At 64.7% G+C, this 22,668-nt stretch carries 24 protein-coding genes; 12 read left to right on the top strand and 12 right to left on the bottom strand.

Features of this window, described 5'->3' with window-relative positions:
- The first annotated feature begins 189 nt into the window (after window positions 1-189).
- Window positions 190-1,164, top strand: coding sequence for an ATP-dependent 6-phosphofructokinase (locus tag GXH28_RS04520; RefSeq protein ID WP_169237830.1), 975 nt, complete (start codon window positions 190-192; stop codon window positions 1,162-1,164).
- Window positions 1,165-1,227: 63 nt separating this feature from the next.
- On the opposite strand, the gene GXH28_RS04515 is transcribed toward GXH28_RS04520, so the two are convergent.
- On the bottom strand, window positions 1,228-2,490 hold the full coding sequence (locus tag GXH28_RS04515; protein ID WP_169237829.1) for a mandelate racemase/muconate lactonizing enzyme family protein: 1,263 nt from the start codon (window positions 2,488-2,490) through the stop codon (window positions 1,228-1,230).
- Between the two features lie 71 nt (window positions 2,491-2,561).
- Between GXH28_RS04515 and GXH28_RS04510 the strand changes: the two genes are divergently transcribed.
- Window positions 2,562-3,665 (top strand): XdhC family protein, encoded by a 1,104-nt coding sequence (locus tag GXH28_RS04510; protein ID WP_169237828.1) that lies wholly within the window; start codon window positions 2,562-2,564, stop codon window positions 3,663-3,665.
- On the opposite strand, the gene GXH28_RS16205 is transcribed toward GXH28_RS04510, so the two are convergent.
- The 4 genes from GXH28_RS16205 to rplU all read right to left on the bottom strand — a co-directional run bounded on the left by GXH28_RS16205 (window position 3,622) and on the right by rplU (window position 5,450).
- Complete coding sequence (locus tag GXH28_RS16205; RefSeq protein ID WP_206156705.1) at window positions 3,622-4,461, bottom strand: cytochrome c biogenesis protein CcdA; 840 nt, start codon at window positions 4,459-4,461, stop codon at window positions 3,622-3,624. The genes GXH28_RS04510 and GXH28_RS16205 overlap by 44 nt on opposite strands.
- Window positions 4,462-4,791, bottom strand: coding sequence for a 50S ribosomal protein L31 (gene rpmE, locus GXH28_RS04500; protein ID WP_169237827.1), 330 nt, complete (start codon window positions 4,789-4,791; stop codon window positions 4,462-4,464). It abuts the gene before it with no gap.
- Window positions 4,788-5,066 carry a 50S ribosomal protein L27 gene (gene rpmA, locus GXH28_RS04495; protein WP_169237826.1) on the bottom strand — a complete coding sequence of 93 codons (279 nt, stop codon included), beginning with the start codon at window positions 5,064-5,066 and terminating at the stop codon, window positions 4,788-4,790. Before rpmA ends, rpmE begins: the two co-directional genes overlap by 4 nt.
- 84 nt (window positions 5,067-5,150) lie before the next feature.
- On the bottom strand, window positions 5,151-5,450 hold the full coding sequence (gene rplU, locus GXH28_RS04490) for a 50S ribosomal protein L21 (RefSeq protein ID WP_169237825.1): 300 nt from the start codon (window positions 5,448-5,450) through the stop codon (window positions 5,151-5,153).
- Window positions 5,451-5,916: 466 nt separating this feature from the next.
- Here rplU and GXH28_RS04485 point away from each other — a divergent pair, with 466 nt between their 5' ends.
- From GXH28_RS04485 to GXH28_RS04475, 3 genes are read left to right on the top strand one after another with little or no spacing between them, the layout of a single operon-like run.
- Window positions 5,917-6,891: a LysM peptidoglycan-binding domain-containing protein gene (locus GXH28_RS04485; protein ID WP_169237824.1), complete on the top strand. Its 975-nt coding sequence runs from the start codon at window positions 5,917-5,919 to the stop codon at window positions 6,889-6,891.
- Window positions 6,892-6,922: 31 nt separating this feature from the next.
- Complete coding sequence (locus GXH28_RS04480; protein WP_169237823.1) at window positions 6,923-7,252, top strand: nucleoside triphosphate pyrophosphohydrolase family protein; 330 nt, start codon at window positions 6,923-6,925, stop codon at window positions 7,250-7,252.
- A 19-nt stretch (window positions 7,253-7,271) separates the two neighbouring features.
- Entirely contained in the window at window positions 7,272-7,694 is a 423-nt protein-coding gene (locus GXH28_RS04475) for a secondary thiamine-phosphate synthase enzyme YjbQ (protein WP_169237822.1), read from the top strand.
- Window positions 7,695-7,717: 23 nt separating this feature from the next.
- On the opposite strand, the gene mltG is transcribed toward GXH28_RS04475, so the two are convergent.
- The 4 genes from mltG to alaS all read right to left on the bottom strand — a co-directional run bounded on the left by mltG (window position 7,718) and on the right by alaS (window position 13,630).
- The gene (gene mltG, locus GXH28_RS04470; protein ID WP_169237821.1) at window positions 7,718-8,848 is read right to left on the bottom strand and encodes an endolytic transglycosylase MltG; all 1,131 of its coding nucleotides are present in this window, start codon (window positions 8,846-8,848) and stop codon (window positions 7,718-7,720) included.
- A complete protein-coding gene (ruvX, locus tag GXH28_RS04465; protein ID WP_169237820.1) occupies window positions 8,845-9,288 on the bottom strand; it encodes a Holliday junction resolvase RuvX in 444 nt (147 codons plus the stop codon). The genes mltG and ruvX overlap by 4 nt, the downstream gene beginning before the upstream one ends.
- A gap of 95 nt (window positions 9,289-9,383) precedes the next feature.
- Window positions 9,384-10,892, bottom strand: a complete 1,509-nt coding sequence (locus tag GXH28_RS04460) for a baseplate J/gp47 family protein (RefSeq protein ID WP_169237819.1) — start codon at window positions 10,890-10,892, stop codon at window positions 9,384-9,386.
- Between the two features lie 26 nt (window positions 10,893-10,918).
- Complete coding sequence (alaS, locus tag GXH28_RS04455; protein ID WP_169237818.1) at window positions 10,919-13,630, bottom strand: alanine--tRNA ligase; 2,712 nt, start codon at window positions 13,628-13,630, stop codon at window positions 10,919-10,921.
- Between the two features lie 92 nt (window positions 13,631-13,722).
- Here alaS and GXH28_RS04450 point away from each other — a divergent pair, with 92 nt between their 5' ends.
- From GXH28_RS04450 to GXH28_RS04435, 4 genes are read left to right on the top strand one after another with little or no spacing between them, the layout of a single operon-like run.
- Window positions 13,723-14,901 (top strand): AI-2E family transporter, encoded by a 1,179-nt coding sequence (locus tag GXH28_RS04450; RefSeq protein ID WP_169237817.1) that lies wholly within the window; start codon window positions 13,723-13,725, stop codon window positions 14,899-14,901.
- Between the two features lie 40 nt (window positions 14,902-14,941).
- Window positions 14,942-16,123, top strand: coding sequence for an iron-containing alcohol dehydrogenase (locus GXH28_RS04445; protein WP_169237816.1), 1,182 nt, complete (start codon window positions 14,942-14,944; stop codon window positions 16,121-16,123).
- Between the two features lie 12 nt (window positions 16,124-16,135).
- The gene (locus tag GXH28_RS04440) at window positions 16,136-17,398 is read left to right on the top strand and encodes a glycosyltransferase (RefSeq protein WP_169237815.1); all 1,263 of its coding nucleotides are present in this window, start codon (window positions 16,136-16,138) and stop codon (window positions 17,396-17,398) included.
- 57 nt (window positions 17,399-17,455) lie between these two features.
- Window positions 17,456-17,806 carry a VOC family protein gene (locus GXH28_RS04435; protein WP_169237814.1) on the top strand — a complete coding sequence of 117 codons (351 nt, stop codon included), beginning with the start codon at window positions 17,456-17,458 and terminating at the stop codon, window positions 17,804-17,806.
- A gap of 18 nt (window positions 17,807-17,824) precedes the next feature.
- Here the strand turns inward: GXH28_RS04435 and GXH28_RS04430 are convergent, their stop codons facing one another.
- Window positions 17,825-18,331 (bottom strand): GNAT family N-acetyltransferase, encoded by a 507-nt coding sequence (locus GXH28_RS04430; protein WP_320447916.1) that lies wholly within the window; start codon window positions 18,329-18,331, stop codon window positions 17,825-17,827.
- Window positions 18,332-18,436: 105 nt separating this feature from the next.
- Between GXH28_RS04430 and GXH28_RS04425 the strand changes: the two genes are divergently transcribed.
- A complete protein-coding gene (locus GXH28_RS04425; protein ID WP_169237813.1) occupies window positions 18,437-19,894 on the top strand; it encodes a substrate-binding periplasmic protein in 1,458 nt (485 codons plus the stop codon).
- A gap of 108 nt (window positions 19,895-20,002) precedes the next feature.
- On the opposite strand, the gene GXH28_RS04420 is transcribed toward GXH28_RS04425, so the two are convergent.
- A complete protein-coding gene (locus GXH28_RS04420) occupies window positions 20,003-20,755 on the bottom strand; it encodes a class I SAM-dependent methyltransferase (RefSeq protein ID WP_169237812.1) in 753 nt (250 codons plus the stop codon).
- A gap of 77 nt (window positions 20,756-20,832) precedes the next feature.
- On the opposite strand from GXH28_RS04420, the gene GXH28_RS04415 reads away from it, so the two are divergent.
- Together GXH28_RS04415 and GXH28_RS04410 are read left to right on the top strand one after the other, a co-directional pair.
- Window positions 20,833-21,549, top strand: coding sequence for an SDR family NAD(P)-dependent oxidoreductase (locus tag GXH28_RS04415; protein ID WP_169237811.1), 717 nt, complete (start codon window positions 20,833-20,835; stop codon window positions 21,547-21,549).
- Window positions 21,546-21,950: a hypothetical protein gene (locus GXH28_RS04410; protein ID WP_169237810.1), complete on the top strand. Its 405-nt coding sequence runs from the start codon at window positions 21,546-21,548 to the stop codon at window positions 21,948-21,950. The genes GXH28_RS04415 and GXH28_RS04410 overlap by 4 nt, the downstream gene beginning before the upstream one ends.
- Before the next feature lie 4 nt (window positions 21,951-21,954).
- Here GXH28_RS04410 and GXH28_RS04405 read toward each other — a convergent pair whose 3' ends face one another.
- On the bottom strand, window positions 21,955-22,623 hold the full coding sequence (locus tag GXH28_RS04405) for a response regulator transcription factor (RefSeq protein WP_169237925.1): 669 nt from the start codon (window positions 22,621-22,623) through the stop codon (window positions 21,955-21,957).
- Between the last annotated feature and the right edge of the window lie 45 nt (window positions 22,624-22,668).

Genomic DNA, 22,668 nt, shown 5'->3' with positions numbered 1-22,668 from the left:
GTAGATGTAGATAATCAAACAGGCCTAAACATCCGGCTTCCGTTGATGCATACTCAGCCCAACACGCGTTGAAGCGCCTATCCGTTGACGCTCGATGGGTGGGCGAAGGCGCTGCCCTCGCCCGCCCGAGACACCCGCTTTGTGCCGTGCGTCCTCGCATAGGCCGCTGAAAATAAACTTTCAAGCGCAATGAAGCGAATCGCAGTAGTTACTTCCGGCGGCGACGTCCCCGGCCTCAACGCCGCCATCCGCGCCGTCACGCGCTCGGCGCTGGCGTATGGCGTCCAGGTGATCGGCGTTCATCGCGGATACGAGGGACTCATCGCCGGCGAATTCACCGAAATGACCTCGCGCGACGTGGGCGGCATCTTGCGCAAAGGCGGCACAATCCTGGGCACCTCGCGCAGCGAGCGGTTCATGACGGCGGAGGGACGTCGCATGGCCAAAGAACGGCTGGAGCAGGCCGGCATCGAAGGCCTGGTCGTGATCGGCGGCAACGGGACGTTGGCCGGCGCATACCAGCTCTACAAGCTGGGCGTGCCGCTGGTCGGCGTGCCCAAGACGATTGACAACGATCAGTATGGCACCGACACGGCCATCGGCGTAGACACGGCGCTCAACACCATCGCCGAGGCGGTGGGGCGCGTCAAAGACACTGCCTCCTCCCACCGGCGCGCTTTCTTGATCGAGGTGATGGGCCGACGATGCGGTTACCTGGCGCTGGCCAGCGGCATCATCTGCGGCGCGGAGATGGTGCTCATCCCCGAACGGCCGGCCTCGCCGGACGACGTCGCGCGCCGCATCATCGAGGCCAGCCACATCGGCAAAGCGCACTGCATCATCATCGTCGCCGAGGGATGGCCGCCCGGCACGCGGGCGCTGAAGGAGCACCTGCTCACCAACCACGTGGACGAGGGGTTCGATGTGCGCGAGGTGGTGCTGGGACATGTGCAGCGCGGCGGCACGCCGACAGCTTTCGACCGGTTGCTGGCCACGCGCATGGGGGTGCGCGCCGTCGAGTCGCTGCTGGACGGCAGCGGCATCGGCCACATGGTCGGTTTACATGGCGGCCAGCTCAGCCTGGTGCCGCTCGAAGTCGCCACGTCGCAGCAAAAGCCGCTCTCGGCCGAGATGTTGCGCATCGCCGAGATGCTGTGCCGCTAACTCAGCAGGCGCCTCTCAGGGTTCGGCGCGGGCCATGCCTTCGCGCCTGCCTGTTCCCGCCCTCTAGATGCGCGTGACCACCGGCCCGGCCTGTGCGCGGGTGAACAGGTCTGCCCACGCACGCGAGCCATCGTCCGGGTGCGTCGCCATACGCACGCCGCGCGCTTGCGCGGGGATGTTGCCGTGCTGCGCATCCGTCCACACCTGCCAGATGTCGGCATAAAAACGGCGATGGTTGTCCGGCCAGATCACCTCCAACAGCAGGCGCGGCTTAGGCAGCACATACGGCGGATCCATGCGATACTTCATCAGCGCGGATTCGTCCACAGGAATGCCCAGGCCGGGCGCTTCGGGCACGCGGGCGCAGCCGCCGACGATCTCGATCGGCTGCGCGAGTAAGTCATCGGCGTAGTTGTTCAGGCAATTGACTGCCGGCCACTGGGCGAAGGGTAGCACGGCGCCGAGGTGCAGCGCCATCAGCGTGGTCAGCCCGGTGCCGACGAGTTGCAGCCAGAACGGTTTGTCGAACGCCGCGGCCTGGGCGGCTTCGCGCAACACGCGCGAGACGCCTCCGCCGACGACGAAGCCATCGCAAACCTGATCGCGCGCAACGACAGGGAAAGGAGGATCGCCGAAGTGCAGTGCGATCGGCCGGCTGGTCTTGCTGCGTAGCTGACGCAGGCCCTCGACATCGCGCTGCATGATGGGCGATTCGTAGATCGCCACGCGCGGCTCACGATCCAATTCGGCCAGCACCGGCGCGGCGTTGCCGGCGTTGATGAGCATCTGGTTCCAATCCAGGTCAAGCCGGAAGTGCGGCGGGGTGACCTGAGCGATGGCCTCGACCTGAGCGAACACGTCCCACCAGGGCCGAGCCTTGATCTTGTACGACGTATAGCCGCGCGCCACTGCTTCCTGCGCCTCGGCAGCATTGTCCTCCGGCGAAGCGTCAATGTTCCACCAGGAGATCGGACACCAATCGCGCACTTTGGGCAAGTTGAACAAGCGATAGACCGGGACGCCCAGCGCCTGGCCCACGACGTCGTAGAGCGCCATCTGCAGGCCGGCGCCCAACGCGTCGTCGCCGAGAAAGTCGGCAGGGTTGCCGCCTTTGACGCGCGCAATTGCCTCATCGCTCACGCGGCCCCAGGTATAGTGCGGCAACGTTTCGCCATAGCCGACGATGCCGGCGTCGGTCACCACGCGCGTGATCTCGCTGACGCGCCAGTTCCAGACCTCGCGCGCGTTCAACCGCTCGCAGCGTTCGGTGAAAGGAACGTTCAAGGTGATGCGTTCGACCTCGATGATTCTGAGCTTTGCAGTCATAGCATGTTCCAGGTAAAAAGATTTGCCTATACTTTCGTCTCAATCGAGCCATTGCACAAGAAGGTCATGCGATGCGAGAGATTATCGAGGCGATTGGCCAGTGGAGCGAGCAGGGCGAGCCGATTGCAGTGGCGACGGTGATCGAGACCTGGGGATCGGCGCCGCGCGAGGTGGGCGCAAAGATGGCGCTCACGCCCAGCCATCGCATCGCCGGCTCGGTGAGCGGCGGCTGCGTCGAGGGCGCGGTGTTCGAGGCCGGCGTTGCAACACTGGAATCGGGGCGCCCGCAATTGCTACGCTTCGGCGTCGCCGACGAAACGGCTTTCGAGACGGTCGGCCTGGCCTGCGGCGGCAGCATCGAGGTCTTCGTCGAGCCGCTCGCGCCGGCGCTGCGCGCATTCTGGCAGCGCATCTACGAGCGAGATATCCCAGCCGCTACGGCAACCATCGTCCAAGGCCCGGAGGCATGGCTGGGCTATAAGCTGATGCTCGACGCCGAAGGTGAGATCGTACAGATCGCCGGCGCCGCCGAGACATCGGAAGTCTATACGGCATTGCTCCATGCAGCGCAGGAGGCGCTACGCGAGGGCACATCGCGACGGGTGACATCGCCTGCCGCCGGCAGCACCCCGATCACTGCCTTTGTCGAGGCCCTGCTGCCCAAGCCGACCCTCATCATCGTCGGCGGCGTGCACATTGCCATCGCCCTGACGACCCTGGCCAAGGCGATGGGTTACCGCGTCATCATTGTGGACCCGCGCAGCGCCTTCGGCAACGACCAACGCTTCCCACACGCCGACCGCATCATCAACGAACACCCACGCCGGGCGTTCGAGTCGCTGGCAATCACGCGCTCGACCGCCATCGTCACACTGACGCACGACGCCAAGTTCGACGACCCAGCGCTGTGCGCTGCGCTGGCCAGCCCGGCGTTCTATGTCGGTGCGCTAGGTGGGCGGAAGACGCACGCGGCGCGGCGCAAGCGACTGGCAGACTCTGGCCTGGACGAGGCGCAGTTGAGCCGGCTGCATTCGCCCATCGGCATAGACATCGGCGCGCGCACGCCCGAGGAGATCGCGCTGGCGACGATGGCGCAGATCGTGGCGGCCAGGAACGCCGGAGGCGCACACGCTACGCGCGCTGCTGCGTGGCGTTGTTCACTGCGACGCCGCTGATGAAGCCGAGATAGGCCGGCACAAGCGGCAGCACGCATGGCGAGAGGAAGGAGAGCACACCGGCAGCGGCGGCCACGGGGACGCTCAACGCCGCGCCCCCCAACACCTGCGATTCCAACTCGAACGGCAAGCCGGCCAGCGAGGCGCTAAGCTGGGCGATCTGGCCGAATAGGAGCGCCAAGCCCACGGCGATCAAGAGGATGCCACTGGTGATCTCAACAGCGCGCATGTGTTTCTGGGCGCGCCGCAGAGCGGGCACCAGTTGGTCGGCCAGCGCGGCAACCAGCAGGAAGGGTATGCCCAAGCCGAGTGCGTAGGCGAAGAGAAGCGTAATGCGGGCGCCGAGTTCGCTGGTGACGCTCAGCGTCAGAATCGCGCCGAGGAACGGGCCGATGCAGGGCGTCCAGCCGGCGGCGAAGGCCATGCCGGTCAGGTAAGAACGCACTGCGCCGGCGCTGCGGCCGATCGCGCCCAGATCGCGGCGGGTGTCGCGGTAGAGGAACGGCAGATTCACGACGCGCAACGTGAACAAGCCGAAGACGATCAGGGCCATTCCCCCCACTACGCGCACGCCGTCGCGCAGGTCATAGAAGACATCGCCGAGCAACGTTCCGACGAAGCCGAACACGCCGACGACGAAGGTGGCGAAGCCGGATACAAAGATCAACCCTTGCCAAAACGTGCGCCAACGTTGAGCGCGTGTGAGCGGCGCTGCAATAGCGCGCGCAGAGGGCTGAGTGATCTGCTCGGCCATGCATCCAAGTGACAACCGATGCGTCGCTGCATCGGTTGTCATTCATTCTTTCACACTCTTTGATTCGCCGGATTCCGCCTCGGCGGGTATCTCTTCGTCCACGATTTCGGCGATCGCCCGCTTGCTGCGCCGGCGCCGCGCCTTCTCGGCTTTGTCCACCAGCTCGGTCGCCTTTCGCTCCAGGCGCTTCTGGAAGCGATCAACTTGACCTTCGGTGTCGAGGATGCGCTGTTGTCCGGTGTAGAAGGGATGCGTGCCGCTCCACACGTCCAGATGTAGCTCAGGGCGTGTCGAACCCACGGTGCCGATGAACTCACCACCGACGTAGACCTTGGCCTCGTCGTAATATTTGGGGTGAATGTCCTTCTTCATCGCACTCCCTCCTTAACTACAGCCACCGGCCGAACGCTGACGCGCTTGCTTCCGTTGGGCAGGGTGTCGAATACAACGACGCCATCCGCCGTGGCGAACAACGTGTGATCTTTGCCCACGCCGACGTGCGCGCCTGGCTTGAACTTCGTGCCGCGCTGGCGCACCAGAATATTGCCGGCCAGCACGAGCTGACCACCAAAGCGTTTTACGCCTAGCCGCTTCGACTCACTATCACGACCGTTCGTTGTGGAGCTGCCACCTTTCTTGTGTGCCATCTCTGCTACCGATTAGCGACAACCGGCGATGGGCGATGAGCCGCTTGATGCAGCCATCACAACGTCCGCCGGTCATTATCATCATCAACCCATGATCTTCAGCTTCGTATACGTCTGGCGATGGCCGGCCTTCTTGCGATAGCGCTTCTTGGGCTTGTACTTGAAGACGATCAGCTTCTCGCCTTTTTCTTGGCCCAGGACCCGCGCCGAGATTTCTCGGCCGCTGATGCGCGGTTTGCCAACCTGCACGCCATCGTCATCTGATATCAACAGGACCGGCAGCTTTAGCTCACTGCCGGCTTCCGCTTCAAGTTTCTCGACGTAGATTTCGTCGCCGGGCGACACGCGGTACTGTCGCCCGCTCAATTCGACCACTGCGTACATGCTCCCTTCTCGCTAACTCGTCGGCAGCACGTTCACACGAGAGAACTGCGCGCGAGTGAGAGTGATTCGATGACCGGTCGTTCGACCGGCGCTCAAGCTCCGCAATTATATGTGACTCACAAGGGGTGTCAATGCGTGGGAAGTTTGAACAAACGCCTCTCCCTGGGCGGGTCTTGAAGCGGTCGGGGGACAAGCTTCATCCCGACGCAAGCCCTGGTGGTTCATCTACGTGGTGCAACCCGGCAAGACGCTGAGCCGCGGTCGCAGCGACGTGTCGCGCGCCGCTCGCCGACGTGGTGCGCGTGAACGCAGTGGCTAACCCCGGCCCGGCGCGTGCGGGCCAGCGGTTGATCATCCCGGCCGATGGGCTGCGCGCAGGTCGGTCGCGTATACTTAACCGTCGTTCCCTTGGCATCGTGGGACAGCCGCTACCCTGCAAGGGTTTCGTCTACAAGCGCGAACTGCTATGAAGAGGTATTTCATCCTGTGCGCGTCGCTGGCCGTGATAGCAGCCGGCGTCGTCGGCCAGCCCCGGAGCGCGCGCGCTGCCTGGCCCGCAAATTCTCCCCGCGAGTATGTTGTGCAACCCGGCGACACGTTGCTCGGCATTGCGCTCGCCTTTGGCGTACCCATGGCCTCGATTCAGGCGCTCAATGACCTGCCAGACCCAGACATGATCCAGGCCGGGCAGAAGTTGAGGATTCCGACGGAGCCATTGCAAGCCGGCGCGGGCGCGCGCTCGACGCTCTACGTCGTCCGGCCAGGCGACACACTCGGCGCCATTGCCGCGCGCTTTCAGCTTCGGGTCAGCGACTTAACCCGCGCAAACCAGATCACGGAAGACGCCATCATCCGCGTAGGCCAAAAATTGGTCATCCCGTTCAGAGGCGCGGTTCAAGCAGCGCGCTCCCCCGCTCCGGGTGTTGAACTCATTCCGCTCGTCCCGGTTACGGCCTCTGCGCCGGCAAGTAGCGCCTTGCCGGCGCCTCCGGCAAGCCCCGAATTGGGCGCCGCGCCGACGGCATATCCCGTCACAGCAGTTGCGGAGATTGAAACGATGCGGGCGCGCCTATTGGAGTTGTACAACCAGGCGCGCATGGCCAACGGCATCCCGCCGCTGGCTTACTCATTCGTTTTGCAGGCCGCTGCGCAGGCACATGCCGAAGACTGCGCCGCGCGCGGCACGGGCAGTCACATCGGCTCTGATGGCTCGCGCGCCAGCCAGCGCATCGCGCGCGCCGGCTACGCCGGTCGCGTGACCGGCGAGAATTGGGCGTTCGCCCGCAGCGCCGATCAGGCCTTTGAGATGTGGTATACGAAAGAGATCCCAAGCCAAGGCCCGCACCTGAAGAACATTCTCTCGCCGCGCTACAAAGAAGTCGGCTTCGGCATTGCGCCTGCACGCCACGGTTTCTTTCTCATCGCCAACTTGGGCGGGTGAGTTTGGGCGCGCACGGCGCGCCGCATCGCCTATGAACTTCTCCGACTACCAACGCCTGTCGCGCTGCACAGCGCAATATCCGTCCATCGGCCATGCGGTGATCTACCCGACGCTCGGCCTGACCAACGAAGCCGGCGAAGTGGCCGGCAAGATCAAGAAAATCTTCCGCGACAAAGCCGGCGCCATCGGCGAGGCCGACCGCGAGGCGCTCAAGGCCGAGCTGGGCGACGTGCTGTGGTATTTAGCCCAGGTGTGCACTGAACTCAACCTATCGCTGGAGGACGTTGCCCGGCACAACCTGGACAAGCTCGCCTCGCGCCAGGCGCGCGGCGCCATCGGCGGAGAAGGCGACGAGCGATAAACTCAGAACTGCGACCGCGATGAAGTCCTACCGCAAAGAAATCTGGATGAACGTCCCTAAACGGCGCGCCTTCATCAACATCACGCCACAGGTTGAACAAGCGCTGCGAGAGAGCGGCATCCGCGAGGGGCTATGCCTGGTGAACAGCATGCACATCACCGCCTCGGTGTTCATCAACGACGACGAGAGCGGCCTGCACCACGACTTTGAGCGTTGGCTAGAGGCGCTGGCGCCGGCGGTCCCCGGCCCGTCGCACTACCGACACAACCTGACCGGCGAGGACAACGCCGATGCGCACCTCAAGCGCCAGGTGATGGGGCGGGAAGTCGTGGTGGCCGTGACCGATGGCCGGCTGGATTTCGGCCCGTGGGAGCAGATCTTCTACGGCGAGTTCGATGGGATGCGTCGCAAGCGTGTGCTGGTCAAGATCATCGGCGAGTGACGCCGACGACACGCGCGCCCTCCCTATCGGCACAGTTTAGCCTGGTGCTCTTGAAAGGTCACCGAGAACTGATGCGAGCCGTCGCCATTGCACGACGCGACAAAATAGTAAAAGTTGGTCTGCGCCGGCTGGAGCACGGCTTGGATGGAGGACAGGCCCGGGTTGGCAATCGGCCCAGGCGGCAGGCCGGGGTTGGTGTAGGTGTTGTAGCCGCCCGGATCCACGAACTTCAAGTCCTCTAGCGTTAGCCCTTTCTTCCACCACGTGCCTTGATCTGGCTGATAGCCCAGCGCATATTGAGTGGTGGGGTCCGCCTGCAAGGGTTGCCCCACCCGCAAGCGGTTGAAGAACACGCTAGCGATGATCGGCCGTTCGGCCGGGATGACCGCCTCACGCTCGACGATGGACGCCAGAGTGAGCAGCTCATGCGGGCTGCGCCCTGCCTGGCGGGCCTGCTCCAACAGCGGCGCCGCTTTGGCGCCGAAGTTATCCAGCATGCGCAGGATAACATCTTGGGCAGTGGGGTTCTCCGGCAGGCGATAAGTGTCCGGGAAGAGATAGCCCTCGAGCGTGGCGTCGGTGGGCGCCCCGCGCAAGAAGGGATAGCTGTATGCGCGGGCGCGGCTGGTCAGCCGAATGAACTCATCGGCGCTCAAGCCGAGTTGTTGCTCCAGCAGCTGAGCGATCTCCTCGCGCCGCCGGCCTTCGGGAATGGTGACTTGAACTTCGCGGGCAGTGCTGCGTTGGAGGGCGAACGCGATCTGCTCAATGTTCATGTTAGGCCGCAGCGTAAATACGCCGGCGTTGATGGTCGCATCCAACCCTTTGAACCGCACATAGAGCCGGAATAGGTCGGGGTCGTCAATCAGGCCTTGGGCCTGCAACTTGCGCCCGATCTCGGCCACGGACTCGCCAGGGGCAACTACGAAGGTCTGCGGGGTAGGGTCGTCGCTGGCCGGGCGGCTCAGGTCGTTGCTGCGCAGCAGGTCAAGATACGTGCCGATCAGCCAGCGATCCAGGCCGGTCATGCGTTGGGCATCCGGGACGCCGACGCCGCGAATGCGCTGCGTCCACGTCGCGCCCGCGAAGACGAGCAGCGCCAGGGTTGCAGCGAAGACCCCTAACTTCAAGATCGAGGATCGTGCTCTGTTCATGGCCTGTGGATGATCGCGGGCGATGAACGCGCGCCGCCCACGCGCTCGTCGAGATAGCGTTGCAAGATGACCGCGGCCGCGATCGCGTCATCGTGATCGGGCTGCTTGCGCCGCCGAACCTCGGCGAGCACCCGTCTCGCGTCCTGCGTCGTGTAGCGCTCATCCACCCAGCGAATCGGCACACCGAGGCGCGCGCCCAGCGCTTCGACAAACGCCTGCACTTGCCGAGCCTGCTCGCTGAGGTTGCCATCGGCATGCAGCGGCAGGCCGACGACGACCTCATCGGCTTCGTGCTCGGCGACCAGCGCGATGACGCGCGCGACCGCGTCCTCGCGCTGGCGGTCTATCACGCACAGCGGCCGGGCGATCAGCTTGGTCACGTCGCTCACCGCTGCGCCAATACGGCGGTTGCCGATGTCCAGGGCTAAGGTTCGCGCCATCGCTGGATGATAACTGATGATTACCAACTCTCCACTCCCGACCTGCCAACTTCCTAGAGGCGTCGAAACTCGGGAGTGAGGAATCGGAATTACACCTACTCACGCTCCACCTTCGTCTCGATGCGCAAGGTGACGAGCGGCAGGCGATTGACGAACTGCATCAACCAGTCGGGGCCGGCTTCGATGCGCGGGTTGCGTTTGAGCGCGAAATTTTGCAACAGCGCCGCCTGCGCATCGGCCGGCGTCCTGCCGCGCACCAGCCGCCGGACGACGTTCTCGTCAATCGCTGCGCCGGCCAGTCCGCGCGCCTCCACGAACAACAGTGTCTCATTGCCGGTGCCCTCTTCGGCCACCTCGCCGAGCCACGCTTCTGCGGAGAGCAGATCGAAATCCTCGGGGGTCTTCAACCTGAGCGCCTCGCGCGCCACGGTCTCCAGATCGCGCGACGACACGGCCAACCCAGCGACCTGCAGGCGCATATTCAAGGTGACGCTGTCGGCCTGCTCGGTCACGAAGCGATCGAACGTTTCATCTTGTCGCTCGGCGATGAACAGCGTCTCCGGGAGGACGATCAAGTCGTCGTTGACGATTTCGCGCTGCCGTTGCATCTTCTCAACGGCTTGTCGGAGCAGCTCATCGCGCAAGGCGCGGCGCAGCTGCCGATAGTCTTCTTCGGTCACGGCGGGCAAAATCACGTTGCCGCCGCCGCCCGTCGGCGCGGCATTGAATACGGTCACGGCCAGCGCCGGCACACCCTCCACCTGGTTGATCTGGCCAACGGCGACGTTGCCGTTCGGCCCTGCTTCGATCGCTTCGATCTCGACTTCCGCCCGGCCGCCGGGCGGCACTTCCACATCGGCCAGGGTGACGAAGCGCACCGGCGCGCTCGTCGCCGTGGTGCGCACCACCGTATTGCGCGGCACGACGAAGGGCGTGGCCAGCACGTTGGTGAAGGTCACCTGACCGCGCGCCTTCGCGCTCGGGATGCTCTTCTTGCCGGTGGCATTCGTGCTCATCCGGCCTTCGACGATCACGTCAATGCGCGTCGCCGGGATCGTGCGCGCGGCCAGGTTGACCCGGTCGGCGCGGGTATCCAGCGTGACTGGCACAATGGCGCTGATGCGCTGGCTGGATGCGGTGAGCGTAACTTTGGCGTGAGGCAGCAGGATGAGGGCGGCCGCCGCCATGACCGCGAGGGTGACGAGCGACACAGCGGTCCGACCGATCATCAAGGGCCGACTACGGCGTGGGAAGAAGCGCTGCAGCGAATCGGGCGCAAAGCGGCGCGGCGGCGTCAGGCGGCGGATCGGCTCAACGTGCTCATCGGGCAGCCATGGCCGGTTGATCGCGTCGTTGACGCTGGCGAAGGCCGCCAGGCCGACCTCGCGCGCGGCCATGCGCTGCGCGCGGTCGGGGTGGACGACCGCGACTTCGACACCGTAGTCTCGCGCAGCGCGACGCACATGCGCAAAGTCCAGCTCGCGCCAGCGCATGCCTTCGGGCATGACCAGGGCGACGCGATCCGCGTCGGCCCATTCAATGCGATCGCACGCGCCGGGGGCGTCATCGGCAGGGTCGAGCGTGATGATGCGTCCGATCATCATGAGCGAGCTTCGCCCGGACAAACAGGCTAGGCGAGAGGCAGGTCGGCCAGCAGCCGGCGCGCTCGATCGAGCGCCTCGTCCAGCTTGCCGGGGTCTTTGCCGCCGGCCTGCGCCAGTGTGGGGCGGCCACCTCCTCCGCCGCCGACGATCGGGGCAATTTCACGGATGAGCTTGCCGGCGTCCAAGCCTTTCTTCGTCAAATCCGGCGTGACCGAGACGAGCAGCGACGGTTTGTCGCCGATGATCGCGCCAAGCACGGCCACGCCGCTATGATACTTCTCGCGGTACCAATCGCTCATCTCGCGCATCAACTCGGGCGTATCCGCTTGAACCTGCGCGACAAGCACGCGCGCCCCGTTGCGCACCTCAGCCTGCGCCATCTGCTCGGCAAAGCGCGCGCGGGCCAGCTCGCGCTGCACCTGCTCCAGGCGCTTTTGTGCCTTGTGAAGTTGAGCGACGAGCTTGCCGACTTGCTCGGATAGGTGATCGGGCGCGGTGCCAAGCGCGCGCGCCATCTCGTTCAACTGGCGCGCCTGTCGGCGGACATATTCGAGCGCGCCGCGCCCGGTGAGCGCTTCGATGCGGCGCACGCCGGCGCTCACCGCGCTCTCGCTGACGATGATCGCGCTGCCGATTTCGCCGGTCATGTGCACATGCGTGCCGCCGCACAGTTCCATGCTCCAGGGTTGTTCGCCATCGCCGCCGATGCTCACCACGCGCACTACATCGCCATATTTCTCGCTGAAGAAGGCCAGCGCGCCGGCAGCGATGGCCTGTGCATAGGACATTGAGCGGGCCGTCACCGGCAGGTTGCTCAGGATGGCGTCGTTGAGCATGTCGGCAACCTGATCGAGTTCGTCCTTGGTCAGCGGTGCGTCGTGCGAGAAGTCGAAGCGCAGACGATCCGGTGCGACTAGCGAGCCTTGCTGGCTGACGTGATGGCCGAGAACCGCGCGCAGGCTGGCCTGCAGCAGGTGTGTGGCCGTGTGGTTGCGCATGATGGCCCAGCGGCGCGCTGCATCTACTTGAGCGGTGCACCGGTCGCCGACAGTCGGCTCGCCCCACTCCACCTGACCCACATGCACGATCAACTCCGGCGATGGCCGACGCACGTCTTTGACGGCGATGCACCAGGCCGGTTCCGCTTCCGTGTGTGGGTCGGCGCGCGCGCAGATCAGGCCGGTGTCGCTGACCTGGCCGCCGCTCTCGACGTAGAACGGCGTAGCGCGAAGGATGACCTCCACCGTCTCGCCCTTCACAGCGCGATCGGTCATCTCGCCGTCGCGCAGGATGGCGAGCACCTCGGTCTCACGAGCCAGCTCGCTGTAGGGGTCATAGGTCACGCCGCCTTCGGGCAGCTTGCCGTCGGCGCGCAACGTCTCGAACGCTTCGCGATAGGCGCGCGCCGCGTCGTAATCGCCGGCGAACTTCTCCTGGCCGGCTGCGCGGGCGACCTCCTTGGCACGTTCGCGCGCTGCTTGAAAGCCGGCTTCGTCCACCACCAGGCCGTGTTCCCTCGCCACGTCGCGCGTGATCTCGAAGGGCAGGCCATAGGTGTCGTAGAGGCGAAAGGCGAGTTCGCCGGGGATGGTGGGAGATCGGAGATTGCAGATTTCTTGCTCCAGCCGCTCCAGCCCCTGGTCGAGCGTGCGCGCGAAGCGCTCCTCTTCGGTCTGGATGGTGCGCAAGATGTGGTCGCGGCGGTTGACCAGTTCGGTGTAGTAGCCGCCCATCTTTTCGATGACTGCTTCGGCGACCTGATACAGGAACGGCCCATGCAAGCCAAGCTGTCGCCCGAAGCGCATGGCGCGGCGCATGACCATGCGCAGCACGTAGTTGCGACCCTCGTTGCCGGGCAGCACGCCATCGCCGATCAGGAAGGCTGCTGCGCGGGTGTGATCGGCAATGACGCGGTAGGCGACGATGTGCTCGCGGCGTTGCGCGTCGGTCTGGCGCGCCAACATCTGCACACGGTCCATCAGCGGCAGGAACAAGTCGCTGTCGTAGTTGCTCTCGCCGCCTTGCAGCAGGCGCACCAGGCGCTCGAAGCCCATGCCGGTATCCACGCCGGGCTTGGGCAGCGGGGTGAGCTTGCCGCTCTCGTCGCGGTCGAACTGCATGAACACCAGGTTCCACACCTCGACCGTGGTCTCGTTCGGGTCGTTGTCGTTGTTGACCCAGCGGGCATCGTTGTCTTCAAGTTTGCCGGTGAAGTAGTGGATCTCGCTGTTCGGTCCGCACGGGCCGGTCGGCCCCATGCTCCAAAAGTTATCCTTCTCGCCGAAGCGCAGGATGCGCGACGCCCGGATGCCGACTTTCTGCCAGAGGGCGTATGATTCATCGTCGTCCTCGTAGATGGTGAACCATAGCCGTTCGCGCGCGAAGCCGTATTCGCGCTCCAGCAGCTCCAGGGCGAACTTCATGGCGTCTTCCTTGAAGTAATCGCCGAACGAGAAGTTGCCCAACATCTCGAAGAAGGTATGGTGGCGCCGGCTCGGCCCGACGTTCTCCAGGTCGTTGTGCTTGCCGCTCACGCGCATGACTTTTTGGGCGGTCACGGCGCGGGTGTAGTCGCGCTTCTCCAGGCCGAGGAACACGTTCTTGAATTGGTTCATCCCGGCATTGGTGAAGAGGATGGTTTTGTCGCCGTACGGGATGAGCGACGACGACGGCACATGGCGGTGGCCGTTGCGCACAAAGTAGTCTATGAACGTCTGGCGAACCTGGTTGCTGAGCATGCCACTGAATTATAAGGACGGTCCCAAGCGCTGGGTGCGGGGTTAAGGTGGGGCACATTTCGCCGCGCTTGTGCGATATACTTCGAGCTGCTTTGATCTCCCGAAGCACCGCGCGCGTGATCCTCGTGGGGCTCACGATCAGCCTGATCGTCGGCCTAATCATCGTCGCCGGCTCGGCGTTAGCGCCCTTCCTGATCGGCAGTGTGCTGGTTTATCTGTTGTTGCCGGCTGTCAATGCGTTAGATCGGTGGATGCCGCGCTGGGCCGCCATTTTGTTGCTCTATGTCGCGGGGCTGCTTGTCGTGATCACGCTCCTGATTCTGCTGGTGCCGTCGCTGATCAGCCAGACCATCCGCCTCACCATCAACGTCGCTCGGCCGGACCAGTTGGAGCAGCTCATGGCGCAAATCGTGGTCTGGTATCAGACCAACGTCCCAAGAGAATTTCAATCTCCGCTCGAGCAGATTCTGCGCGCCAGCCTGCCCGGCATTCAAGCCAATCTGAGCACGCTAGCCACGACGACCGCGACCTTCCTGCTGGGGCAAATCCGGCAGGTCTTTAGCTGGTTGTCTTTTGTCGTCGGCCTGCTGATCGTGCCGATTTGGGCCTTCTATGTGTTGAACGATGTGCGCAAGGTGCGCCTGTTCATCAATCGTCAATTACACTATCGCATCCGTGCGGACTTTTGGAACGTGTGGAGCATCCTCGACCGCGCGCTCAGCGCCTACGTTCGCGGTCAGCTCCTCTTAGCGTTGATCATCGGCATTGCTGCCGCCGTCAGCCTCCTCGTGATCAACTTGGCGCCGGGCATGAAGGTGGATTACATCTTGCCGCTGGCGCTGTGGGCCGGCATTGCCGAGCTGGTGCCGATGATCGGCGCGACGCTTGGCGCGATCCCGGCGGTAATCGTCACCCTGTTCGTCGGGGGCTTGCCCTCAGCCCTGGCCGTGCTCATTGCATTCACCATCATCCAACTGGTCGAGAACAACCTACTGGTGCCTCGCGTGATCGGCGATAGCGTCGGCGTGCACCCGGCCATCCTGATCATCATGCTGGTGATCTTCGGCAAGCTGTTCGGGTTGCTCGGCGTCATCGTGGCAGCGCCCGCCACTGCCGCCGCGCGCGATCTTTACCGCTACGCTTACCATCGGTTAAGCAACCGCTCGCCTGCCGAAGCGCGCGCCCTCGTCCTATCGCCGGCCAGGCCGGTGGCGCGGCCAGACCGCCCGCCGGCCGCCGCAGCCTTCATGCGCGAGCGGCCACTGCCGTAACGCGCGGTCGCCAGGCAAGCGTGATACCATCCACGTCGCGATGTGGTTCTTTCGCGCCCCTACCCTCGTTCACGGCGAAGACGCGCTGCAACACCTCGGCGAGTTACAAGGCAATCGCGCCTTCATCGTCACCGACCCCGTTATCCGACAGGCCGGCCTGCTGGAACCCGTACGGGATGCGCTGGCCGCGACAGGCATGCAACTTGCGACGCACGACGACGTCGAGCCGGAACCCTCCCTGGCGACCATCCAACGCGGCGCGCAGGTCATGCGACAGTTCGCACCTGATTGGATCATCGCCGTCGGCGGCGGCAGCGCTATAGACGCCGCCAAGGCGATGTGGGTGTGCTACGAAAATCCCGAAATTGACCTGGAGGCGCTCAGCCCGCTGGAGCCGATCGCGCTGCGCCGCAAGGCGCGCCTGGTCGCCATTCCCACCACCGCCGGCACGGGCAGCGAGGCGACATGGGCTTTCGTCATCACCCTCCCCGGCGACCCACCGCGCAAACTGGGCAGCGGCCATCCGCTGGCGGTGCCCGACCTGGCCATTGTGGATCCGCGCATGACGCGCACCGCCCCACCCCGCGTCATCGCCGATAGCGGCATGGACGCGCTCACCCAGGCCATCGAGGGCTATCTCTCCACCTGGGCGAACGACTACACCGATGGACTATGCCTCGTCGCTACCCGATTGGCGCTGGACCACTTGGCGCGCGCGTATCACTACCCCGACGACGCCGCGGCGCGGGAGAAGATGGCCAACTGCGCCGCCATCGGCGGGCTGGGCTACATCAACAGCATGGTCGGGCTAGCGCACTCGATGGGGCACGCGCTCGGCGCGATCTTCCACCTGCCGCACGGTCGCGCCGTCGGGTTGTGCCTGCCCTACGTCATCGCGTTCTACGCCAGCCCGGCGCGCTCGGCCCAGGTGAAGACGCGTTTCGTCGAGTTGGCGCGCTTTTGTGGGCTGCGCGGCAACGACGAGCCGTCCGCCGCGCAGGCGCTGATCGAGCGCATCCGCGCCGTGGCTGCCGAGATCGGCCAGCCGCTGACCATCGCCGAGGCCGGGATCGCACCGGCAGATTTCGAGCGCCGGCTCGATGCGCTGGTGGACAACGCGATGAACGACACGGTGATCTTCGCCTCGCCGCGTCAGCCATCGGCAGACGAGCTGCGCGCGCTCTTCGAGTGCGCCTTCCACGGCAGGCCGGTCGAATTTTGATTGACGCCGACGATGCGCATCGCGCTGATCAGCTTTCACACTTCGCCGCTGGCGACGCTGGGCGGCAAAGACACCGGCGGCATGAACGTGTTCGTGCGCGAGGTCGCGCGCGAACTCAGCCGGCGCGGCATAGCCACCGACGTATTTACCCGCAGCCAGAGCGCGCAGTCGCTGCGCATTGACCCGCGCCTCGGCCCGAACGTGCGCGTGATCAATGTGCCGGCCGGCCCCGAGGCGCCTGCGCCCAAGGACAGCCTGCACCAGTTCGTCCCCGCCTTTACGGAATGGATCTGCCGCTTCACGCATGAAGAATCGCGTCGGCGCCCCCCCTACGATGCGATTCACGCGCACTACTGGCTCTCCGGCCTCGTCGCCGAGGCGCTGCGCGCCTGTTGGGGCGTGAAGTTCGCCATCACCTTCCACACGCTGGCCGAGCTGAAGAACCAGATCGCGCCACGTGACCAGGAGCGGGAGAGCGAAATTCGGTTGCGCAGCGAATGCCACCTGTGCAGCGTGGCCGACCGCATCACGGCCAACACCAGCGTAGAGAAGCAACAACTCGTGCGCTTCTACGGCGCCGGCTCCTCGCGCATCCGCATCGTCCCGCCCGGCGTAGACCTCTCCCTTTTCCATCCGATCGAACAAAACTACGCCAAATCGGTTGTCGGCATCCCACCTTCGCATCGCATGATCCTGTTCGCCGGACGAATCGAGCGGCTGAAGGGCATTGACACGCTGTTCAAGGCCATGGCGCTGTTGAAGGCCAAGCGCGACGACTGGGACTGGGACCACCTGTGCGTGGTTGTCATCGGCGGCGATCCCAGCGCAGCCGGCCAGCGCGAGAACGAGGAGATGGCTCGCCTGCACGAGCTACGCGACGAACTCGGCCTGGACCAGTTGGTAATCTTCCTGGGCGCGCGCGATCAAGACGTGTTGCAGTATTACTACGCCGCCGCCGAGATGCTGGTGATGCCGTCTCATTACGAGTCGTTCGGCATGGTCGCGCTCGAGGCGATGGCTTGCGGCACGCCGGTGATCGCGTCGGACGTGGGCGGGCTGAGTGTGCTGGTGCAGCATAACAAGACAGGCCTGCGGGTGAAGGTGAATGACCCGGCAGAATTAGCCCGCGCCATCGAGAAGCTCATGGATGACGATGTTCATCGCCGGCGCATGGGCCACGCCGCCTCATGCTACGCCGAGGCCTACGCCTGGCCGAAGGTCGTCGAGAAGTTGCTGGGTGTGTATCGGGAGCTGGCGGAGATGGGCGGCCGCTAACCCCCTGCGAGAGAGGCGATGCGCCCTCCACGCTCCCAATTCAACTACAATCCGTTTATGCCAATCCGCGGAATCAGCTACGTCGCCATATGGTCGAAGGACCTGGCGGCCAACCGGCACATCTTTGCGAACGTGCTGGAACTGCCCATCGCTTACGAAGACGAGCACATCGTCGTGTTCGAAACCGACGGCGCTCAACTGGTATTGCAGCGCGCAACCGGCGCCGATGAGCACCTCGACGGCACAATTCAATTCGGCTTCGACGTCACCGACCTAGAAACGCTCACGCGCGCTTTAGTCGAGGCGGGGCAGACCATCGAGCTGGATCGGGAAGACCTGGGCATGAAGCAACACGTTACCGTCCTGCGCCTGCCCTCCGGCCAATCGGTCGAATTCATCGGCGAGTAGCCCGACCCTGCGCCCAGCTTAATCCCGCAGGATGCGCTCCAGGTCGGCGCGCGTCAGGCGATAGGGATGCCAACCCTGCAGGCGCGTCGCCCCCATGCGTTCGTAGAATTCGATGGCGGGCGTGTTCCAGTGCAACACTTGCCACTCCATCCGTCCGCACCCCGCATCGCACGCCACTTTGGCACAGTGCTTGAACAACGCAGCGCCGATCCGCTGCGAGCGGTATTCGGGCAGCACAAAGATATCTTCGAGATAGAGCGATGGCAGGGCCAGGAAAGTCGAATAGGTGAAGAACGTGATCGCGTAACCTACCGGCCGACCCTCCACCTCGGCCAGCCAGGCGTCGAATCGCGGCGACTCACCGAATGCGTCGCGCTTCAGCCGTTGGCGCGCCGCTTCGTCCGGGCGCGGCAGCCGCTCATAATCGGCCAATGCGCAGATTAGCTCACACAACACATCGCCATCCACCGGCGTGGCCTTGCGAATTTTCACTATAGCCCGCCCTTTGTGCATAGATGCAGACACGGACCGAGTCATCCCCCACGCCCTCCATCGCAAAAGCCGCAGCGCCGTGGCTGTGGCGAAGTTTTGTCGAGATTGTATCCGAGAGGTGTGATACAGTCGCGCGTGATGACGAAGAGGACGAAGCGTCTTTTGGTTTGCTTACTGGCCTGCGCATGGACGCTCACCGCATGTGCGGCTCTGCCCCGCATAGACCTGAACGACCTCGTCGCCGGGGGTGAGATCGTACGCCTCGCAGCCACGCCGGCCGTGGTCACGCCCGGGGTCGCGCCCACCGCCGCGCCGCCGACGGTCTCGACCGCGATGCGCGTCAAACAGCGGACGAAAATTCGCGTCGGCATTCGCTACGATGCGCCGCCGCTATCGCGCGTGAATGCCGATGGCGAACTGGAAGGCCTGGATGTAGATTTGGCGCGCGAGTTCGCCCGACGCTGGCTGGGCAGCGAACGCAACGTCGAATTCGTGCAGGTCACGTCGCAATCTGCGCCGAGCAAAGTGATGAACCGCGAGGTGGACTTGGCGCTCGGCGGCCTGATCCACACCCGGTCGACCGAAGCGGCAGTGGACTTCGGTCTGACGTATCTCTACGATGGCGAAGCGTTGCTGGTGCGAGCCGGCGAGTTCGCCGACTTCCCTAGCCTAGCCCGGCGCACGGTCACCTATATCGACTTCCCCTCGGCCGTGGCGCTTGGCGATGCACAAAGCACAGCAAACATCACCGTGTCGCTTCAGTCGCGCAACTCATACCGCGCGGCAGTCAACGACTTGCTGGCCGGCGCGACCGATGCGGTGGCCGGCCGGTGGCGGCGGCTGCGCGCCACAGCCGCCGGCGATCCGGCGCTGGCCATCGCCGCCGTGTTCACAGTTGAACCGGTCGCCATCATGTTGCCCCACAACGACTCCGATTGGGCCGATCTGGTCAACCTGACGCTGACTGCGATCATCGCCGACGGCACCTTCGGCGCGCTCCATCAGAAGTGGTTCGGCGCGCCGCCAGACCCGATCCAGACAATCGCCCAACCTGTGGCGCTGCAACTGGTCAGCCTGCCGGATTCGATCACGCTGCGCGATACGCTGAGCGTGATCCGCCAATCCGGCGTCGTGCGCGTTGGCTTTGACCCGCAAGCGGCGCCGTTCTCGGTGGCCAACGCAAACGGCGAGCCAGCGGGCTATGAAGTTGAACTTGTGCGCGAGATGGCGCGCCGCTGGTTCGGCAACGCGGCGCAGGCGCAATTCACGCCGCTGCCGGCGGATCAGTTGGCCATAGCGCTCGCCGACAAAAGGGTCGAGATGGCCATCGGCGGCATCCGGCGCACCGGCGCGAACGAGCGCATCATGGACTTCAGCATGACCACGTTCGTATCGGCCGGCACACCGTTGGCGATCGCCCTGCCCACCAATGACTCAGCGTGGAGAGACTTGGTGAACTTGACGTTGCAAGACATGCGGGCCGACGGCCGATACGCCCGCATCTTCGCCCGGTGGTTCCCCGATCAGCCCCTCAACGAGATCACGCCCTGGCCGGGCAGCGAGCCGAGCATCGGCTCGCTGCTGGCCGGCACCTGACTCATGCTCGTTCGGGTCGTCGCTCCTGGCCCGCGGTGAATAGATCCAACAGTTCGACCAGGCTGCCGGTTTGTTCGCAATCGGCGCAGCGGCCTGCCGCGCACAGCGTCACACCTTCTCCACGACCAACAGATGCGACAGCCCGAAAGCGCGCAACGGCGACGATTCGAACCGATGCGCCGCCGCCCGCAAGGCCCGGCCGGCAAGGCCGGCGCGCGCGACGATGTTGTCGAAGCCCGGATACACCTGGGTGTGTAAGACCAGGCGCACGGGCGCGCCATCGAACAGCGCACGCAGTTGCCGCGACGTATAGGCGCGCACATGGGGCGCAAGCGCGTTGCGGATCACGTCCGGCAGCCAGTTCACCAACAGCTTGTTGCCGAAATGATATTGGCCGCGCCAATAGATGCCATGCGTCTCAAAGGGATACAGCCGGTTGGGCGCAAAGATCACCGCCCGACCGCCAGGGCGCAACACGCGCGCCATTTCGCGACAAGCGGCGCGGTCATCCACCACGTGTTCGAGCACCTCATTGCTGAACACCACATCGAACGCGTTATCGGCAAACGGCAGCCGCTCGGCCGCAGCCGCCAGCAACCCCGTCCCCCCCGCCGCGCGTCCGGTCTGCAGCCGCTCGATTTCGATATCAAAGCCGAACACATGCGGCGTGTAGCGGCGGATCTCGCGCATATAGAGGCCGATGCCGCAACCGAACTCCAGCACGCGCTTGCCGGCTAACGGCGCTACGGCATTCAGCATGGCCAACCTGCGCTCCTGACCCGCGCGCCACACAAACGACGGATTGCCGCGTTCGGCAGCCTTCGCGGTCGAGGGGTGCAGGGCATCAGACGGTTCGCTCATCGGTGTCCGGGGATTGTAACGGCGCTTCGGCCCAACCGGGCAAGGCAGATCTCCTGCCGCCCTATAATCCGTTCGCAATGCACATATCCCTAGACGGCAAAATCGTCGCTATCGCCGGCGCAACCGGCGGCCTCGGCCCAACGGTCGCCGCGGTATTTGCGAGCGCCGGCGCAACGCTGTCGCTGGTTGATCGAGACGCCGCCAAGCTCGACGCGCTCATCGCGTCGCTCGGCGCACCACCGGGGAAGCACCATCGAGCCACGGCGGACCTGGCGGACGCGGAACAGACGCGCGCATGGGCGGAGCAAATCCGACAACGATACGGGCGCGTGGACGCTGTGCTCCACCTTGTTGGCGGCTATCGCGGCGGGCAAACGATTGCTCAGTTCCCCGATGCCGACTGGGCGCTGCTAAAGCAACTCTTGATCGAGACGACGTGGAACGTCGTGCGCGCCTTTGTCGAACCGCTCAAAGCCAGCGGCGGCCGCTTCATCCTGGTATCCTCGCCCCAGGCCCAAAAGCCCTTACACGTGAACGCCGCCTATGCCGCCTGCAAGGCGGCCAGTGAGACGCTGATCCTGGCCCTGGCCGATGAATGCCGGGGCACCGGCGCGACTGCCAATATCATCGTCGTCAACGCCATCCTCACGCCGCAGATGCGCGCAGACAAGCCCGACGCCGACTATGCGCAGTTCACTGCTGCTGAGGACATCGCCAGCGCGATGCTGTATCTGTGCTCCGATGCCGCAGCCAACATGAACGGCCAACGCCTCTCGCTCTTCGGCGCCCGATGAAGTTCCTCGACCGCGTGAGATTGCTCATCCGCTCGACCGTGGGCGGCGCCCTCGGCGCCGGTCGGTTACACGCCTCGTCCGACCGCCGCCGCGACAGGTTGCTGGGCGAGGCGCGATTACAACTGGAGACCCTGCAAGAGGACTTGGCCGAAGCAGAAAAGCGCGGAGATGGGGCGCTGGCCGGCCGGCTGAGGGATGAGATCGCCGAACTCAGGCGCTTGTGCGATGCAGCGGAGGCCCGTCAGCGAGACGCGCAGCCACAGTCGCATGCGTCTCCAGCACCCCAGCCATCTCCAGCGCAGAGCGCGACTCAGGCCGGCGAAGCCAAGGCGACGTCGGATGCGCAGCTTGACGAGACGCGAATCGCCGATCGGCTTCGCAAGCTGCGCGAAGGGCGATGAACGCTCAGTCTATGCGATACCCTACCCCGCGCACGGTCTGCAAGTGCACAGGGTGAGAGGGGTCTTTTTCGATCTTCTCGCGCAGCCAGCGCACATGCACATCCACCGTACGCATGTCGCCATCAAAGTCGTAGCCCCACACCTGCGTGATGAGAAATTCGCGCGAGAGCACGGCGCCTTTATTGCGCATGAGCGTGGCGAGCAGCTCGAACTCCTTGTGACTGAGCTTGATCTCCTTGTCGCCCAGGAAGACGCGCCGCGAGACCAGGTCCAGTTGCACGTCGCCGGCCCGCAACAGGCTCTCCATGCGCTTGGGTGTGCGCCGCAAGGCGGCTCGGATGCGCGCAGTCAGCTCGGGCAAGCTAAACGGCTTCACCACGTAATCGTCGGCGCCGTTATCCAACCCGATCACGCGGTCGATCTCGCCGGCGCGCGCGGTCAGCAGGATGATCGCCATGTTCGACTCGCGCCGCAAGATGCGACACAGCGACAGACCATCCAAGCCGGGCAGCATCACGTCCAACACGCAAATGTCCGGTTGCTCGCGCCGCGCAATCTCCAAACCGTCATCGCCACTGGTGGCCGTGATGACCGTATAGCCCTCGCTCTCCAGATGTCGAGCGAGTAAATCGAGCAGAATTGTTTCGTCTTCGACGATCAGAACCTTGGGCATATCTGCGTCACAATCCCAGGCGCCCACGCCGGCCGACGACTCGAC

Origin of the sequence: Candidatus Roseilinea sp. NK_OTU-006 (genome assembly GCF_012931985.1) — a bacterium.
In the GTDB taxonomy this organism is placed as follows: Bacteria; Chloroflexota; Anaerolineae; order J036; family Brachytrichaceae; genus JAAFGM01.
The sequence above is the reverse complement of the archived record's forward strand: the minus strand, read 5'-3'. Positions and strand labels throughout refer to the sequence as shown.

Coding starts and splice junctions, on each gene's coding strand:
- GXH28_RS04520 (WP_169237830.1), top strand. CDS start 190: ATGAAGCGAATCGCAGTAGTTACTTCCGGCGGCGACGTCCCCGGCCTC.
- GXH28_RS04515 (WP_169237829.1), bottom strand. CDS start 2,490: ATGACTGCAAAGCTCAGAATCATCGAGGTCGAACGCATCACCTTGAAC.
- GXH28_RS04510 (WP_169237828.1), top strand. CDS start 2,562: ATGCGAGAGATTATCGAGGCGATTGGCCAGTGGAGCGAGCAGGGCGAG.
- GXH28_RS16205 (WP_206156705.1), bottom strand. CDS start 4,461: ATGACAACCGATGCAGCGACGCATCGGTTGTCACTTGGATGCATGGCC.
- rpmE (WP_169237827.1), bottom strand. CDS start 4,791: ATGAAGAAGGACATTCACCCCAAATATTACGACGAGGCCAAGGTCTAC.
- rpmA (WP_169237826.1), bottom strand. CDS start 5,066: ATGGCACACAAGAAAGGTGGCAGCTCCACAACGAACGGTCGTGATAGT.
- rplU (WP_169237825.1), bottom strand. CDS start 5,450: ATGTACGCAGTGGTCGAATTGAGCGGGCGACAGTACCGCGTGTCGCCC.
- GXH28_RS04485 (WP_169237824.1), top strand. CDS start 5,917: ATGAAGAGGTATTTCATCCTGTGCGCGTCGCTGGCCGTGATAGCAGCC.
- GXH28_RS04480 (WP_169237823.1), top strand. CDS start 6,923: ATGAACTTCTCCGACTACCAACGCCTGTCGCGCTGCACAGCGCAATAT.
- GXH28_RS04475 (WP_169237822.1), top strand. CDS start 7,272: ATGAAGTCCTACCGCAAAGAAATCTGGATGAACGTCCCTAAACGGCGC.
- mltG (WP_169237821.1), bottom strand. CDS start 8,848: ATGAACAGAGCACGATCCTCGATCTTGAAGTTAGGGGTCTTCGCTGCA.
- ruvX (WP_169237820.1), bottom strand. CDS start 9,288: ATGGCGCGAACCTTAGCCCTGGACATCGGCAACCGCCGTATTGGCGCA.
- GXH28_RS04460 (WP_169237819.1), bottom strand. CDS start 10,892: ATGATGATCGGACGCATCATCACGCTCGACCCTGCCGATGACGCCCCC.
- alaS (WP_169237818.1), bottom strand. CDS start 13,630: ATGCTCAGCAACCAGGTTCGCCAGACGTTCATAGACTACTTTGTGCGC.
- GXH28_RS04445 (WP_169237816.1), top strand. CDS start 14,942: ATGTGGTTCTTTCGCGCCCCTACCCTCGTTCACGGCGAAGACGCGCTG.
- GXH28_RS04440 (WP_169237815.1), top strand. CDS start 16,136: ATGCGCATCGCGCTGATCAGCTTTCACACTTCGCCGCTGGCGACGCTG.
- GXH28_RS04435 (WP_169237814.1), top strand. CDS start 17,456: ATGCCAATCCGCGGAATCAGCTACGTCGCCATATGGTCGAAGGACCTG.
- GXH28_RS04425 (WP_169237813.1), top strand. CDS start 18,437: ATGACGAAGAGGACGAAGCGTCTTTTGGTTTGCTTACTGGCCTGCGCA.
- GXH28_RS04420 (WP_169237812.1), bottom strand. CDS start 20,755: ATGAGCGAACCGTCTGATGCCCTGCACCCCTCGACCGCGAAGGCTGCC.
- GXH28_RS04415 (WP_169237811.1), top strand. CDS start 20,833: ATGCACATATCCCTAGACGGCAAAATCGTCGCTATCGCCGGCGCAACC.
- GXH28_RS04410 (WP_169237810.1), top strand. CDS start 21,546: ATGAAGTTCCTCGACCGCGTGAGATTGCTCATCCGCTCGACCGTGGGC.
- GXH28_RS04405 (WP_169237925.1), bottom strand. CDS start 22,623: ATGCCCAAGGTTCTGATCGTCGAAGACGAAACAATTCTGCTCGATTTA.